Annotated in this window: 13 protein-coding genes; 6 read left to right on the top strand and 7 right to left on the bottom strand. The window is 39.1% G+C overall.

All coding sequences use genetic code 11. The features are described from left to right. The first annotated feature begins 2 nt into the window (after positions 1 to 2). From QPK98_RS03430 to QPK98_RS03410, 5 genes are all read left to right on the top strand, one after another. Positions 3 to 317, top strand: a complete 315-nt coding sequence (locus QPK98_RS03430; RefSeq protein WP_310991605.1) for a type II toxin-antitoxin system RelE/ParE family toxin — start codon at positions 3 to 5, stop codon at positions 315 to 317. Positions 318 to 433: 116 nt separating this feature from the next. Further along, the gene (locus tag QPK98_RS03425; protein ID WP_310991604.1) at positions 434 to 991 is read left to right on the top strand and encodes an HNH endonuclease; all 558 of its coding nucleotides are present in this window, start codon (positions 434 to 436) and stop codon (positions 989 to 991) included. A 303-nt stretch (positions 992 to 1,294) separates the two neighbouring features. Continuing rightward, positions 1,295 to 1,795, top strand: a complete 501-nt coding sequence (locus QPK98_RS03420) for a hypothetical protein (protein ID WP_310991603.1) — start codon at positions 1,295 to 1,297, stop codon at positions 1,793 to 1,795. 173 nt (positions 1,796 to 1,968) lie between these two features. Beyond that, positions 1,969 to 2,682, top strand: coding sequence for a 3'-5' exonuclease (locus tag QPK98_RS03415; RefSeq protein WP_310991602.1), 714 nt, complete (start codon positions 1,969 to 1,971; stop codon positions 2,680 to 2,682). An 84-nt stretch (positions 2,683 to 2,766) separates the two neighbouring features. Further along, a complete protein-coding gene (locus QPK98_RS03410; RefSeq protein ID WP_310991600.1) occupies positions 2,767 to 3,165 on the top strand; it encodes a hypothetical protein in 399 nt (132 codons plus the stop codon). Between the two features lie 151 nt (positions 3,166 to 3,316). Here QPK98_RS03410 and QPK98_RS03405 read toward each other — a convergent pair whose 3' ends face one another. Beyond that, positions 3,317 to 6,364, bottom strand: coding sequence for a M4 family metallopeptidase (locus QPK98_RS03405; protein ID WP_310991599.1), 3,048 nt, complete (start codon positions 6,362 to 6,364; stop codon positions 3,317 to 3,319). Positions 6,365 to 6,508: 144 nt separating this feature from the next. Between QPK98_RS03405 and QPK98_RS03400 the strand changes: the two genes are divergently transcribed. After that, entirely contained in the window at positions 6,509 to 8,197 is a 1,689-nt protein-coding gene (locus QPK98_RS03400; protein ID WP_310991598.1) for an ABC transporter ATP-binding protein, read from the top strand. Between the two features lie 391 nt (positions 8,198 to 8,588). Here the strand turns inward: QPK98_RS03400 and QPK98_RS03395 are convergent, their stop codons facing one another. The 6 genes from QPK98_RS03395 to QPK98_RS03370 form a co-directional block, all read right to left on the bottom strand. Further along, positions 8,589 to 9,245 (bottom strand): CoA transferase subunit B, encoded by a 657-nt coding sequence (locus QPK98_RS03395; protein ID WP_310991597.1) that lies wholly within the window; start codon positions 9,243 to 9,245, stop codon positions 8,589 to 8,591. A gap of 93 nt (positions 9,246 to 9,338) precedes the next feature. Then, the gene (locus tag QPK98_RS03390) at positions 9,339 to 9,701 is read right to left on the bottom strand and encodes a four helix bundle protein (protein WP_310991741.1); all 363 of its coding nucleotides are present in this window, start codon (positions 9,699 to 9,701) and stop codon (positions 9,339 to 9,341) included. A 48-nt stretch (positions 9,702 to 9,749) separates the two neighbouring features. Continuing rightward, complete coding sequence (locus QPK98_RS03385; protein ID WP_310991596.1) at positions 9,750 to 10,448, bottom strand: CoA transferase subunit A; 699 nt, start codon at positions 10,446 to 10,448, stop codon at positions 9,750 to 9,752. Positions 10,449 to 10,558: 110 nt separating this feature from the next. After that, the gene (locus tag QPK98_RS03380; RefSeq protein WP_310991595.1) at positions 10,559 to 12,871 is read right to left on the bottom strand and encodes a penicillin-binding protein 1A; all 2,313 of its coding nucleotides are present in this window, start codon (positions 12,869 to 12,871) and stop codon (positions 10,559 to 10,561) included. A gap of 6 nt (positions 12,872 to 12,877) precedes the next feature. Further along, a complete protein-coding gene (locus QPK98_RS03375; RefSeq protein WP_310991593.1) occupies positions 12,878 to 13,363 on the bottom strand; it encodes a gliding motility lipoprotein GldH in 486 nt (161 codons plus the stop codon). Further along, the gene (locus QPK98_RS03370; protein ID WP_310991592.1) at positions 13,356 to 14,609 is read right to left on the bottom strand and encodes a PSP1 domain-containing protein; all 1,254 of its coding nucleotides are present in this window, start codon (positions 14,607 to 14,609) and stop codon (positions 13,356 to 13,358) included. The genes QPK98_RS03375 and QPK98_RS03370 overlap by 8 nt, the downstream gene beginning before the upstream one ends. Positions 14,610 to 14,778: the final 169 nt, after the last annotated feature.

Raw genomic sequence — 14,778 nt, 5'->3', positions numbered from 1 at the left:
AAATGAAAATAGTCTGGACTGATTTTGCTATCAGAAATTTAAAAGACATTTTTGATTATTATGCTATTGAAGTAAATAAAAAACTTGCTCATAAAATCAGAAAACAAATACTTAAATCCTCGAAACAACTAATAAAAAATCCGAAATCTGGTCCAATTGAATCAAACTTGACAATTCTAAATAAAAATCATAGATACTTAATAAGTGGACATTATAAACTTATTTACAGAATAATCGGTAATGAAATTATAATTAATGATGTCTTTGACACGCGACAAAATCCGACTAAAATGAATGATGAAAATCGGATTAAATAATAAAGTACTACTGCCAATACCGTATATAATTTATTGCTAGTTCTCTCTGTTTTTTGTATTGTATATTTACTTGTTATATAGCATTTAAAACAAATTGAGCAAACATTAAAAACTGAATGAAGAACAAAGAATTTGAAACTGTACGAGAATTGATTTATTACTCATATGCAAATTTGGCAATGGCTCACACCGCAGTCGATAGAAAACAAGCCGACTACGAAAAATTCAATTATATGATTCGAGCAAAACTATTCAAAGGATTGAAAGACGGCAAAATGAATATGCGGACAATCTTTGATGATGAGAAAATCAAATTACAAACAGGTCAAATATGTAACTATTGTGGCTCAAACGAAAAATTAGCATTAGACCACATCTTTCCGCAAAGATATGGTGGTCAGGATAATGCCGAAAACCTTATTTTTGCTTGCCGAACTTGTAACAGTTCAAAAGGTAAAAAGGATTTAATGGAATGGATGAAATTTCGAGGCGATTTTTTGCCTTTAATGATAATACGTAGATATTTAAAACTGACTTTCAATTATTGCGCAGAAAACGATTTGCTCGACAAAAAAATAGTTGAATTAAAAGCAATGGAATTACCCTTCAAAATTCATCTTCTGCCAACAGTTTATCCAAAACCCAATGGACTTGTTCTAAATATCGGAGTTTAAAATGCATAAAAGTATTAAAATGAGAATGCAGAAAGAGGTATAGCATTCACGAAAAACTCCGCTGCCGCGAGATTATATCTCGTGGCTTTACCACAGTTTAAGTATAAAAACAGTGTTCACTTTGCCTCTTTTTTAGTACAGAATCCCTTCAGAAATCTTGATATCCTGAAATTCATTATATTTAAGCTGTAGATTCAAAATGCAGATTATGCCGTAATGCTGACAACCTGAGAATGAACGCGATGTAATCGCGCCCTAGCGGAGTTTATAGTTTATACCAAACGATGGCAGACATTAAAATAAATGGAAAAGAATAAAAAATTCGAAGAAATATTTGATGATTATACTTTCACAGAAAGAGTTGAAAGTTCTTTAAAGGGTTATTCTAATTGGCTTTTAGGAGTTTCAATTGGATTAGCCGCCGTTTTGATTTCTTTGAGTTCAAAAAATGAAAACATACCTTGGTACTTTATTTTGCCTCTAATTTCTGTTTTTGGTGGAATACTTTATAGTGGGTTTATAAAACGGGAAATTTTTATACGAGAAATTAAAATGAATGTTGCTTTTGGAGAATTAAAAAAAATTAAAATCTTACGTGAGGCAAAAGAGCAAGCAACGCTAAATACAAATGACAAAGCAGATTTGGAAAAATGGAATATTATTTTTACCAAATATTGGGCAGAAAGTGAAAAGCTTTCGAGAATTGGGAAAAGTTTGGATTGGAGCTCACGGCTTACTTTTTTAAATGTAATCATTATTGGAATCGTAGTAATTTACATAATAGCAAAAAACGCTTGCCAATAATTAAACTCCGCTGCCGCAATCCCGAGGCTTCCGGAGTATCTCCTAGCTTTGCCGCAATCATAAACTAGCGAGGTATAACCACAAATTAGCATTGATTAAAATTATTCATAGAATAGCTTTCAATAATATTTTGTAGCTTTAAACATCTTCTCCCCGGTTGAAATTTTTAGACAATGATCAAGCGTATAAATTTAGAACACATCCTGTTTTTGGATATTGAAACGGTTCCGCAGGAAGAAAATTTTCAGGAGCTGGACGATACTACCCGCGTGTTGTGGGAGGCGAAAAGCCATTATCAACGTAAAAACGACTTTTCCGCGGAAGAGTTTTATGATCGCGCTGGAATTTGGGCCGAATTCGGGATGATTGTCTGTATCTCGGTGGGGCACTTTGTGCTAAAAGGAGATGTTCGTACTTTTCGAGTAACCAGTTTTTATGGTGATGAGGTGAAAATTTTGAAAGACTTTAGAAATCTGCTCGAAACACATTTCAACAAACCGCATCATCTGCTGTGCGCCCACAACGGCAAGGAATTCGACTTTCCCTACATTGCCAGACGAATGATTATCAATGGCATTGACATTCCTTTTAAACTGGATCTCTTCGGGAAAAAACCGTGGGAAGTTCCGCATTTAGATACCTTGGAGCTATGGAAATTTGGCGATTATAAAACCTATACTTCGCTTAAACTAATGGCGCATATTTTGGGAATTCCTTCCCCAAAAGACGATATAGATGGCAGCCAAGTACACAGCGTTTTTTACGACGATAAAGATATAGACAGGATTGTTATGTATTGTGAAAAAGACACCATTACCGTAGCTCAGATTCTTTTACGACTTCGGAATGAACCTATTTTGGCGGATGATGAAATCCGTTCGGTATAGGACCTTCGTTTGCATGAAAATGCAGATATGGAATTCTCTATAAAATTCCTTAGTTTTACCGGTCATATCAAACTAAACACTATTATGACATTTCCAAAATTCAAATTTAAACCACTTCTAGCACTTCTTTTTGTTTCTGCTGCTTTGCTCACTTCCTGTAAAGACAACGGGCAAGCGACAGAAGCAGAGGCAAATACACCACAAGAGGCAACGCTTGAGCAGAAAAAACAAGCTCTTGAAAGTGTGGCGCCATCATCAAGCAATAATGCCGCAACGGGCGATGTAGCTATGAATCCGCCTCACGGACAACCAGGCCATAGTTGTAAAATTCCAGTAGGTGCGCCTCTAAATGGTTCTGGTGCTAAAAATTCGACTCCAATAAAAACAAATTCTAATGCCGCTCCAGCTTCTGGATCAGGTATAAATCCGCCACACGGACAACCCGGGCATAGATGCGATGTAAAAGTGGGCGATCCACTATAATTTACGTTCACTTATGTCGAAAAGATATAAGCTGCAAGTAGTATCAAGCGCTGATATTCTATTTTTGTGCTTAGGCATAAGTTGGATATCATAAAAAAATAGGCCCGTTTCAAACTTGAAACGGGCCATTTTTATTGATGCTGTAAATAGATTATTCTTTTACAAATCGCTTCATCAATTTTTCTCCATCGGTATCTACTTCCATCATATAAACACCACTCTGTAGCGTCGTTACATCTAAACTTTCAGTAAATGTACCCTTGCTAACAACTTGTCCCATTACATTATAGATTACATAATCTTTCCCTACTGTATCAAGTAGTTCAATATTCAAGGTATGTTTTACAGGGTTTGGATAAAGAGTCATGCTTGAAGTTGCCAGGCTGTTATCGCTGGTAAATCCTTCAGGAGCAAAATTGTTTCCAATTACAACAGTATAGTCCTCCACTTCGCCATAACTAAAGGTTTCGCAAGCTGTTTGCCCCGAGTTGTATTTCATTGAAACCCGCATTCGTGTAGGACCAGCAACTGCGGTAGTGGGTACGTTGAAATTAGCTCTTAGTATTGCACTGCTGTAAGATGAGCCACTTACTACTAGCTCATTGCTATCAAAAGTTCCGTTTTGATTATAGTCAATCCATATTTTCCAGTATTCCCTATATGAGCTACCTGAAAAACCGGCGCTAATCCGTATGGTATTTGAACCATAGGGCAAATTAGCAGATAGGTTTGTATTGTCCTTATAACCACCATCGTTTCCGGAAGATTTGGTAAGATTGTTTAACCTAACGTAATCAATCCATTCATAACTAGAGGTGTTCCCTTTAGAAGTACAGTATGAAACTGAATTTGATTGCGTTGTAACATTTACCGTATTGCTAAAGCCTGAATTGTTACCTGCCGCATCATGGGCACGAACTTTAAATGAATAGGCCGTAGCGGGAGTAAGCCCCGTAACATTGGCTGAAGTTCCCGTAACACTACCTAAGTTCGTAGTTCCTTGAAAAACATCATATCCGGTAACGCCAACATTGTCTGTTGAAGCATTCCAAGAAAGTGAAACCGATGTTTGTGCAATATTAGACGCAACTAGATTTGATGGTGCAGTTGGTGCTTGTGTATCTGTTCCGCTTCCGCCAAGGTCAATGGTATAGTCTTCCACTTCGCCATAACTAAAGGTCTCGCAGGACGTAGGAATTCCGTTGTATTTCATTGAAACTCGCATTCTGGTTGACGCGCCTATTGTACCAGTGGGTACGGTAAACGTTCCACTAACTGGACTATTTTTTGAAGCAGATTTTGAAAAAACAAGCTCTCCCGAATCATTAAAATCCTTGTCGCCATTATAGTCAATCCACACGGCTATACCTTCGTTGTACTTGGTCCCGGTCCATTCTGGGGTAACGGTAATGGTGTAGGAGGTGCCTTCGTTTAAACTGGTTGAAATATTGGTGTAATCTGAATATTTCTGTGCTCCTGAGGTTTTGTCAATGGTGTTTAACTGTACCCTGCCAATATATTCATCGTTTATATTGTTACCCTGCGATGCGCAATAGTCGTTTCCGCTTCCACCACCGTCATATTCCGAACCTACTCCTACAGCATACCAGGCGTTAGTAGTAGCAATTTCTTCAGGACTTCCAGCGCCATATAAATCTATTGCCGCTTGTATTGCCCCATTTCTGGCATCGCTGTATTGAGAATTTGCATTTAGATAAACCGTAAGGTTTCTGTAGGCAATAGCCGCGGCCTTATCCATTCCAATTCCAGAAACGGAATAACTGTTTCCGATGTCATTGGTTCCGCTTCTACCTACACTTAACACATAAAACCAGAAGTTTTGAACCCCAGAGTTAATGTGTACGCCACCAGAATCTCCAGAGCCACTATACCAATTGGTTCCTTGGTACGTATCTGGATCGCCATAAGCATTTGGGTTGCTCATAGAACGCAGAGCACCGCCGCTTCCGCCGGCTCCAATATCATCTCCCATTAGCCAATCATTGGTTCCGGAGGCATATTTTTCAATGGATTCGCCAAATATATCAGAAAACGATTCATTTAAAGCTCCAGATTGGTAGCTATAAACGAGATTGGCCGAATACTCGGTAACCCCGTGGGTAATTTCGTGCCCGCAAATATCTAATGACACCAACGGACCGTAATTTACACCATCGCCATCGCCATAAGTCATTCGGCTTCCATCCCAAAAAGCATTTACATAGTTTGATGAATAGCTTACATAAGATCGTATAACTGCTCCAGCATTGTTATAGGAATTCCTACCGTGCTTTGAGCTAAAATATTTATGGGTGCGTTCCGCTCCAAAATGTGCCTGTACGCCAGTGGGGTTAGCAGTAAAATTAGTTGAGTTGCTGGTTACATCAGCAGCGTTGTTATAATTGGTGCCGTTGTTTAAGTCATAAGTTTGAATTCCATTTCCATCTGCGGTTTGGCGCAAACGATAAGAACCAGCCGAGTTATCGGCAGTAAAGGAAACAGTCCCGTTGTAAAGGCTTGTTCCCGTAGCAGGAACATTAGCGTGGTGGATTCTTTTGTTTTCCATAATAAACTGGCCCGTAATGGCATCAATATAAACATCGGCTCTATACAGTGGGGCGGTGGCGTAAATATCAAATTTATAGGCAAGCCGGTTAGATTCCGAAATATTTTCCATTGCCGGAAAAATGACTAATTCGCCTGTGGGTTTTGTATAGTTGTTGGCTGTTGCTGCCTCAGCTGGATTTTGCCACATATATCTTGTTGCTCCCACATGAGCCAGTGCCTTGTTAAAAGCTTGCGTTTTGCTTAAGCTTGGTGTAATGCTAAAATCGCTATCTATGGGGGAATACGCAGAATTTAAAGTCTGTACCATTCCGTCTTTGCTGCTAAGGCGAAGGGTAGCAAACTCAACTTTAAGTCCGTTAAAGTATTGTTGCATTTTTTTGTGGGTAAATCCTAATTGGTCGTGCTCTTGTTTTACTGTAGAAAAAGAAGTCTGCGGAGCTGGATTTAAAACTTCTTTAAAAATTTGATTGGCCTGTTGAAGGGAATACGCGTGCGAAGCATCAAAAACCACTAAACTCGCTTGTTGCTTTAGGCTCTTTTTTTCATTATCCTTATTTTGGGCATGGGTAACTGCCGAGAGAATAAAGATACTCGAAAATAGGAGCAAAAGTTTTTTGGTAATATTTTTCATAATAAATAGATTTAAATGAATAGAAAGGTTCAAATTGTTAATAAAAATAAAAAACTATGCGGGAAAAATCTATAAAACGAGAATCTTTTCGATAAACTGCTGTTAAAATTTATATTGCCACGTATTGTTTTATCTTTGAAAATAATGAAGAATCCACCCATGCTCGCGGTTAATAATCTTTCGGTTTCCTTCGGAAAGAAGAAGAGTGTAATAGAAGTATTGCATAAAATTTCCTTTAATGTTTTTGAGAATGAAATTCTGGGAATTGTAGGTGAATCAGGCTCTGGCAAGTCCGTTACGTCGCTTTCCATTATGGGTTTGCTTCCGAAGGATCAGGCGCATTTATCGGGAAGTATTCTGTTTAAAGGAGAAGATTTACTTAAAATTAAACCTCAAGACTTCCGAAAAATCCGAGGGGGCGAAATAGCTATGATTTTTCAAGAACCCATGAGTGCTTTAAACCCGTCTTTAAAATGTGGGTTTCAGGTTTCTGAAATACTTAGACTTCACTTAAAAATGAGTGCTGCGGAAGCAAAAAAAGAAACTATTTCCCTATTTGAAAAAGTGAAGTTGCCCCGCCCAAACGAAATCTATAATGCCTATCCGCACCAAATAAGCGGCGGGCAAATGCAACGGGTTATGATAGCCATGGCAATAGCCTGTAAGCCAAAGCTGCTTATTGCAGATGAGCCAACTACAGCGCTTGATGTAACTGTGCAAAAGGAAATTATTTCACTTTTAAAATCAATTCAGCAGGAAACGAAAATGGCGATGTTATTTATTTCGCACGATTTAAGTTTGGTTTCCGAAATTGCAGACCGAGTAGCGGTAATGTATAAAGGTGATATGGTTGAAACCGCTGCTACGCAAAAACTATTCACTGCTCCAACAGCCGAATACACCAAAGCACTTTTAGCATCCCGACCAGCATTAGATGTGCGATTGGCAAAACTGCCAACCATTGCCGCTATTGCCGATGAGAGTTTTAAACCAAGAATTGTAAGGCCTGCGGAACGCGCCAAAAAGCATAAACAGCTCTATACCCGGCAGCCAATTTTAGAAGTGGAGAACCTGGCGAAATATTATTTTACCAATGTGGGGATTTTTGATAAAAAGGAAGTAATAAAAGCCGTTGATAGCATCAGCTTTTTAGTTTTTGAAGGAGAGACATTGGGGCTAGTAGGTGAATCTGGCTGTGGAAAATCTACTTTGGGAAAAACCATACTTCAATTGGAAAAAGCAAACGCGGGCAGTATAAAATATAGAGGTCAGGAATTGACGGGTCTCTCTAAAAGTGAAGTTAGGGAGTTGCGAAAGGAGATACAGATTATTTTTCAGGATCCGTATTCGTCTTTAAATCCGCGATTAATGATAGGTCAAGCGCTTATGGAGCCCATGGAAGTGCATAACTTGGGAAAGAATAAGAAAGAAAGAAAACAAAAGGTTTTAGCCCTATTAAATAAAGTTGGTTTAGATGAAAGTTACTTCTATCGGTATCCGCATGAGCTTTCGGGTGGCCAGCGTCAGCGGGTTGGTATAGCTCGTACCATTGCTGTAGAACCCAAGCTTGTAATTTGTGACGAGTCGGTATCTGCGCTGGATATTTCGGTTCAGGCCCAAGTGCTAAACTTGCTTAACGAATTAAAAAATGATTTTGGATTTACCTATATATTTATCTCGCACGATCTGGCAGTGGTTAAATATATGTCTGATCAGCTTTTGGTAATGAACCAAGGGAAAATTGAGGAGCTGGGTGATGCCGATGAGATTTATGAAAACCCACAAACCGAATATTCAAAAAAACTTATTGAGGCAATTCCGAAGGGGATTTAAAAAGTTGAACTCCTTTGGAGTTCTAAAGTTAGATGAATATGTTTTTCTCTCGAATAAAACCTTTATTTTATTTCGGTTTTATTCGAGGTTATCAATATTAAACCCCTCTGGTGTTGTTAGTGATAACTATTATTAATCAATTTTGAAATACTCCGAAGAAGTTTAATTATAATAACCCTACACAAACACGGTGCAGTGTAGGGTTGTAATGCTACTACTCTGCATGAACCCCGTAGTGGGTTCAATATTAAATCATAATCAATTGGATGCTCTAGTTTGGGAAATAGGAAAAAACTTATTGAAGCAATTCCGAAGGAGATTTAAAAAATAAAACCCATTCTCATTTTAGCGAGAACGGGTTTGATACAGTAGTAGTTTAATAAAAGCGTTTTTAGAATTTCATTTCTGGAATATCGCCTTCAACAATTAGATCGCCTGCGGTAGCTTCTTCAATTTCTGAAACAGAAACTCCGGGAGCACGTTCTAAAAGGTGGAATTTGCCTTCCCTAATCTCTAAAACGGCCAAATTTGTAACAATCTTTGTTACACACTCCACTCCAGTTAAGGGTAAGCTACATTCTTTTAGGAGTTTTGATTGACCGGCGCGGTTGGTGTGCATCATTGCAACAATTATATTTTCTGCTGAAGCCACCAAATCCATTGCGCCTCCCATTCCCTTGACCATTTTTCCAGGAATTTTCCAGTTGGCAATGTTTCCGTTCTGGGCAACTTCCATAGCGCCTAAGATAGTTAGATCTACGTGTTGTCCGCGAATCATACCAAAGCTCATTGGCGAATCAAAAAATGAGGCGCCGGGTAGGGCTGTTATGGTTTGTTTTCCGGCATTAATTAAATCTGGGTCTTCTTCACCTTCAAAGGGGAATGGTCCCATACCTAGGATTCCATTTTCACTTTGGAATTCAACGTCTATATCGTCTCGCACAAAGTTTGCTACTAAAGTAGGGATCCCGATGCCGAGATTGACATAGTACCCGTCTTTTACTTCTTTTGCGATACGCTGTGCTATTTGTTCTTTTGTAAGTGCCATAGTTTAATTTGGTAATTTGAAAATTTGAAGATTTTGTGATTTGAGCATTTATTTACTAAGAATATACTCTCATATTTAAATCAATAAATCCGCTTATTTTCGAGTATTATTTTTGCTTGTACTGTTTATTTTTGAAATAATTTTTATGATTGATTTCAGTTCTAATAATATAAATTCTGAAGGATTTGGATAATGTTTTGATGCAATACATAATTTTAACCAGTATTCGGTTTCATCTGCTTCTTTAGCTGCTGTCTTAAATTTATGGATAAAATCTGCAGGGCTTTCCGCATTTTGGGCTTCTTTTAAATTTGCTCCAACGGAAGTTCCACTTTTAAAAAGTTGCGAAGCCATTTCGTATTTGTGTAGTTTTCGTAACTCTTCAGTATAGTCAATGATTTCCACAGCGAATGCGAAGGTCTTTGTTACAATTAAATTTTCCTTATCATTTCTCATGTCTTTCATTTTCAAATCCTCCAATTGACCAATCCTCAAATTGACAAATTATTTCTTCCGAACAGTAAGCTGCTCAATTCGTTTTTCATATTGTTCTCCTTGAAATATTCGTTGAACAAAAATTCCCGGGATGTGAACTTGATTTGGATCCAACTCGCCTGCGGGAACTAACTCTTCCACTTCGGCCACGGTTATTTTTCCTGCGCCGCACATGGCAGGGTTGAAGTTTCTGGCGGTTCCTTTAAATATTAGGTTTCCGGCTTCATCTCCTTTCCATGCTTTTACGAATGAAAAATCTGCTTTAAAAGCTTCTTCCATTACGTACATTTTTCCATCGAATTCGCGGGTTTCTTTTCCTTCAGCTACTTCGGTTCCGTAGCCTGCGGGGGTAAAAAATGCAGGAATACCGGTCCGGGCGGCTTCACAGCGTTGTGCCAAGGTGCCTTGAGGTACTAATTCAACCTCCATTTCGCCACTGAGCATTTGTCGCTCAAATTCGGCATTTTCACCAACGTATGATGAAATCATTTTCTTTATTTGATGCTTCTTTAGCAAAAGACCGAGTCCGAAATCATCTACGCCTGCATTATTTGAAATACAGGTTACGTTTTGAATGTTTTTCCGTACCAATTCATTAATTATATTTTCGGGAATGCCGCAGAGGCCAAAGCCGCCGAGCATAAAAGTCATTCCGTCCTCAATACCTTTACAGGCTTCTTGAACGTTTGCTACTGTCTTTTTTATCATGATTTAATTTTTCTTAAAATTACAAAATTTCAATGTATTAGAAAACCCCACAGGTTCTGAAAACTTGTGAGGTTGGCATATTGCTGTTTTAATGCGGAAAAGTATGACGGTTAAAAATCAAATTCATCCGGAATTTCTTCTACATCCTTATTCTTTTCGCGCCATTTTTCGCAATCGGTTTCAATAGATAAGTTTTCTGGACGTTCAAAATTTCCGGTAGAAACGTTTAGGGTTTCATCGGCATAGCAGCTTTTCATATACATTCCCCAAATAGGTAATGCCATAGTTGCTCCCTGGCCATAAGCTGTAGAAGCAAAGTGTGTAGCCCTATCATCACCTCCAACCCATACGCCAGTTACCAGATTAGGTACCATGCCCATAAACCAACCATCACTATTGTTTTGTGAAGTTCCTGTTTTTCCGGCAATTGGGTTTTTAAAATCGTATGGATATCCCGTTACGGCTTTTTTATACAAGGGTGAGCCTGTTGCCCAAGTACCGCGTAATCGCGTTCCGGTACCAGATTGCGTTACACCTTCCATCAAACTAACCGTTACATAGGCGGTTTCTTCACTAATAACATCTTTGGTTTTAGGGACGTTTTGATAGAGAACGGTTCCGTTTTTATCTTCTATGCGTTGTATTAAAATGGGCTCTACATATACGCCATGATTGGCAAAAGTGCTGTAGGCGCCTACCATTTCATAAACCGAAATGTCTGCTGTACCTAATGCAATAGAGGGTGCAGGAGGGATTTTTTCAGTATTAATCCCCATCTTTTTAATAAGGTCTATTACGGGTTCTGGCCCTACGCGGTCTATCAATCTTGCGGTAATTGTATTTATGGAATTTGCCAGTGCGTGTTTTAAAGTTACCATTCCGCCGTATCTATTTCCGGAGTTTCTCGGTGTCCAAGGTTTTAATAAGTGGTGCCTTCCTTCGGGGATGGTGTAAAGCGTGTTTGGCAACGTATCGCATGGCGACATGTGCATTTGGTCAATAGCCGTGGCATATACAAAAGGTTTAAAGGTAGAACCAATTTGACGCCTTCCTTTTTTAACCATATCATACTTATAATGTTTATAGTCAATACCGCCCACCCAAGCTTTTACTTCTCCTGTTTGTGGGGTCATAGACATCATTGCAGCCTGTAAAAATGATTTGTGGTGCCGGATTGAATCCATAGGGGTCATGATGGTGTCAATATCGCCTTTCCAAGAAAAAATACGCATTGGAACCTTTTTCTTAAAGCTTGCAATAATCTCTTCCTCTTCCTTGCCTTGCTTTTCCATGATGCGCCAACGGTCACTTTTACGCATGGCAGAATTTAGAATTTTCTTAGTTTCTGCTTCGGTAATACCTCTAAACGGTGCGGTTTTATTGTTTTTGTTCTGATCGTCAAAAGTTTCCTGCAAATGCGAAATGTGTTTTTCTACAGCTTCTTCAGCATATTCCTGCATTTTGCTATCAATAGTAACATACACCTTTAAACCGTCTTCGTAGATGTTATATCTGCTGCCATCAGACTTTGGGTTTTCCCTTATCCAGTCTTCCATAAAATGACGGGCGTATTCCCGAAAATAAGTAGCAGAGCCTTCGTCATGGCCTTGTGGTGTAAATTTAATCTCTAAGGGAGTTGCTTTAAGCGAATCCATCACGCTTTCAGAAATAAAATCGTACTTTTCCATCTGGGAGAGCACTACATTTCTGCGGTTTGTTACTCCCACGGGGTTTCGGATTGGATTGTACAAGGAAGCGTTTTTAAACATTCCCACCAAGGTTGCAGACTCAACGGTATTCAATTCGGAAGGTGGTTTGTCAAAATAAATATGAGCGGCAGATTCTATACCAACAGCTTGGTTTACAAAATCGTACTCATTAAAATACATTGTGATTATTTCTTCTTTGGTATAGCGTCGTTCAAGCCGCGTTGCAATAACCCACTCTTTTACTTTTTGTAGCCCACGTTGAAATTTATTTCTGGAGACTTGTTCGGTAAAGAAGAGTTTTGCCAACTGTTGGCTGATTGTACTGGCACCACCGCGGCTTCCTAAAAAGGCAATCGCCCTAATTGTGCCTTTGCCGTCAATACCTGAATGGTCGTAGAACCGAACATCTTCCGTAGCAATTAAAGCATTGACCAAATGGTCTGGTAAGACTGAATAGGGAACAGGAGTCCTGTTTTCCTTATAAAATTTACCAATTGTATTTCCGTCTGAAGAAATAATTTCTGTCGCTAAGTTTTTCTCAGGGTTTTCAAGGCTAGTTTCATCGGGTAAACTTCCAAATGCGCCCCAAGAGGCTAAAAGAAAGAATAGCACGATAAACAGGATAAATCCTGCAAAAAGCTTCCAAAATGTACGGATATGACGCGAAACATCTTTTTGTTTCTTCTTTTTTGCACTTACTTTTTTTGTTGCCATATTTTTTTACTGTTTGGTAGCTTCTTCAATACTAAAACCTACGTCTGAAATGCCTTCGAGTTTTGTAACGCCTTCCACATCGCCATTATTGCGCATTGCTTGGGTGATGTCTAGTGTGTAATTTCCTTTTTCAGAGAACGCTACGCCCTCCTTATACCAGAGCTTGTTTTCTTTTACGGTTCCAATTCCTTGGCCCATCCACGAGCCGTCTGGGTGTGCCATGCGGTATTCCAGAGTATCGGTAACTGTTTTTCCGTGGGGAAAATTCATTGAAACGATCAGGAATATATTGTTAAACTGATAATCGTTTGTGTTTCTAAGGTTTATGAAAAGATTGTATTTTTTAATAGAATCAATTTCGGGTAGTTTAAACTCCACTACCTCAGATGCACCCCAATGACCATCCATAGCTTTGGTTTCGCTGAAGACTATATCAGATTCGCAGGAGGCAAAAACCACCGCAAGAATAAGAAGCAGTACCGTTTTATTCATTTTTTGTTGAATTGCGATTTGGCTTTTGATTTCTCGATTTTTTTCTGGGATTATTGCCCGATTTTTTGGGATTGTTTTTTTGGGGACTTCCACTTTTTGAAGCGGTTTTTCGTTTCCCTTTTTTTCGTTTCTTAGCGCGTTTTTTATTGGTTTTTGGTTTGTCAAAACGGGTAAGACTGTCTTGGCCCACAACATCGCCATAGGGTTCTTTCTTCGGCTCGGGTGCTTCTACTATATACTCTTCTAGCGCTAAGGGCTTTTTCCCTTTTTTGTTTAGGGCTATAACTTCATTGGCTTTTTCGGCTGTTAATTCGTGCCAGTCCATACCGCCTTTCTCATAAGCGTACCATAACAAGCCTTTGAAAATATCTATTTTTTGACAAGAGGCGCTTCCTTTTTCTGTCTCTAGCTTTGTGTCGGTACTAGGAAAGGATTCTAAAGCCTCTAGATAGGTGTCTAGCTCATAGTTTAAGCAGCATTTTAGTTTCCCACACTGTCCTGCGAGTTTTTGTGGATTTAATGAAAGTTGTTGATAACGCGCTGCCGAAGTATTTACAGAGCGAAAATCGGTCAACCAAGTAGAGCAGCAAAGTTCGCGGCCACAACTACCAATACCACCTAAGCGAGCGGCTTCTTGCCGAAAACCAACCTGTTTCATTTCAATACGGGTATGGAAGGTACGTGCAAATTCCTTTATCAATTCACGGAAATCTACACGTTCTTCGGCGGTGTAATAGAAAATAACCTTAGAGGCATCGCCTTGGAACTCTACATCACTAATTTTCATTTGAAGGCCATGACGAATAGCAATTTCGCGCGAACGCTTTTGAACATTGGCTTCCTTATCGCGAACGCCTTGCCAAATGTCAATATCTTTTTGTGTAGCCTTTCGGTATATTTTGGGTAGGGCTTCAGTTTTTAACGGCGCTCTTTTCTTCTTCATTTGCACACGCACCAGTTCGCCGGTAAGCGTTACAATACCAATATCATGCCCAGGAGAGGCTTCGGTTGCTACAATATCACCAATACTGAGGCTTAGGTTTTCTGAGTTTTGAAAAAATTCCTTTCTACCGTTCTTAAAGCGTACTTCGGCCGCATTGAAAGGTTCCATATTAGCGGGAAGTTGCATATTTGAAAGCCAGTCGAACACCGTTAGTTTGTTACAGCCATCGGTTCCGCAAGTTCCATTGTTCTTGCACCCCTTTGGCTGACCGTTGGCGCCCGTGGCACAGCTGGTACAGCCCATATTTTTTATATATAAAGCCCTTTTTTAAGTGAAAAGGGACGAGAATTAAACAAATTTCTAATGGGTAAAGATACCAATAAAATTTCTCCCGATTGCCATTGGGATTGGAATTCAGAATTTTTTAAGATGACTTTTAGAAACAGGACTCTATTGCCCCAAATCTGAAATT

The organism is Aequorivita marina, from assembly GCF_031631895.2.
Taxonomy (GTDB): domain Bacteria; phylum Bacteroidota; class Bacteroidia; order Flavobacteriales; family Flavobacteriaceae; genus Aequorivita; species Aequorivita marina.
This window is presented reverse-complemented; position numbering and strand designations above follow the sequence as displayed.

Bases quoted from the DNA above. Each gene is read 5' to 3' on its own strand.
- QPK98_RS03410 (WP_310991600.1), top strand. From the start codon at position 2,767: ATGACATTTCCAAAATTCAAATTTAAACCACTTCTAGCACTTCTTTTT.
- QPK98_RS03395 (WP_310991597.1), bottom strand. From the start codon at position 9,245: ATGGCACTTACAAAAGAACAAATAGCACAGCGTATCGCAAAAGAAGTA.
- QPK98_RS03430 (WP_310991605.1), top strand. From the start codon at position 3: ATGAAAATAGTCTGGACTGATTTTGCTATCAGAAATTTAAAAGACATT.
- QPK98_RS03385 (WP_310991596.1), bottom strand. From the start codon at position 10,448: ATGATAAAAAAGACAGTAGCAAACGTTCAAGAAGCCTGTAAAGGTATT.
- QPK98_RS03390 (WP_310991741.1), bottom strand. From the start codon at position 9,701: ATGAGAAATGATAAGGAAAATTTAATTGTAACAAAGACCTTCGCATTC.
- QPK98_RS03400 (WP_310991598.1), top strand. From the start codon at position 6,509: ATGAAGAATCCACCCATGCTCGCGGTTAATAATCTTTCGGTTTCCTTC.
- QPK98_RS03415 (WP_310991602.1), top strand. From the start codon at position 1,969: ATGATCAAGCGTATAAATTTAGAACACATCCTGTTTTTGGATATTGAA.
- QPK98_RS03425 (WP_310991604.1), top strand. From the start codon at position 434: ATGAAGAACAAAGAATTTGAAACTGTACGAGAATTGATTTATTACTCA.
- QPK98_RS03370 (WP_310991592.1), bottom strand. From the start codon at position 14,609: ATGGGCTGTACCAGCTGTGCCACGGGCGCCAACGGTCAGCCAAAGGGG.
- QPK98_RS03380 (WP_310991595.1), bottom strand. From the start codon at position 12,871: ATGGCAACAAAAAAAGTAAGTGCAAAAAAGAAGAAACAAAAAGATGTT.
- QPK98_RS03420 (WP_310991603.1), top strand. From the start codon at position 1,295: ATGGAAAAGAATAAAAAATTCGAAGAAATATTTGATGATTATACTTTC.
- QPK98_RS03375 (WP_310991593.1), bottom strand. From the start codon at position 13,363: ATGAATAAAACGGTACTGCTTCTTATTCTTGCGGTGGTTTTTGCCTCC.
- QPK98_RS03405 (WP_310991599.1), bottom strand. From the start codon at position 6,364: ATGAAAAATATTACCAAAAAACTTTTGCTCCTATTTTCGAGTATCTTT.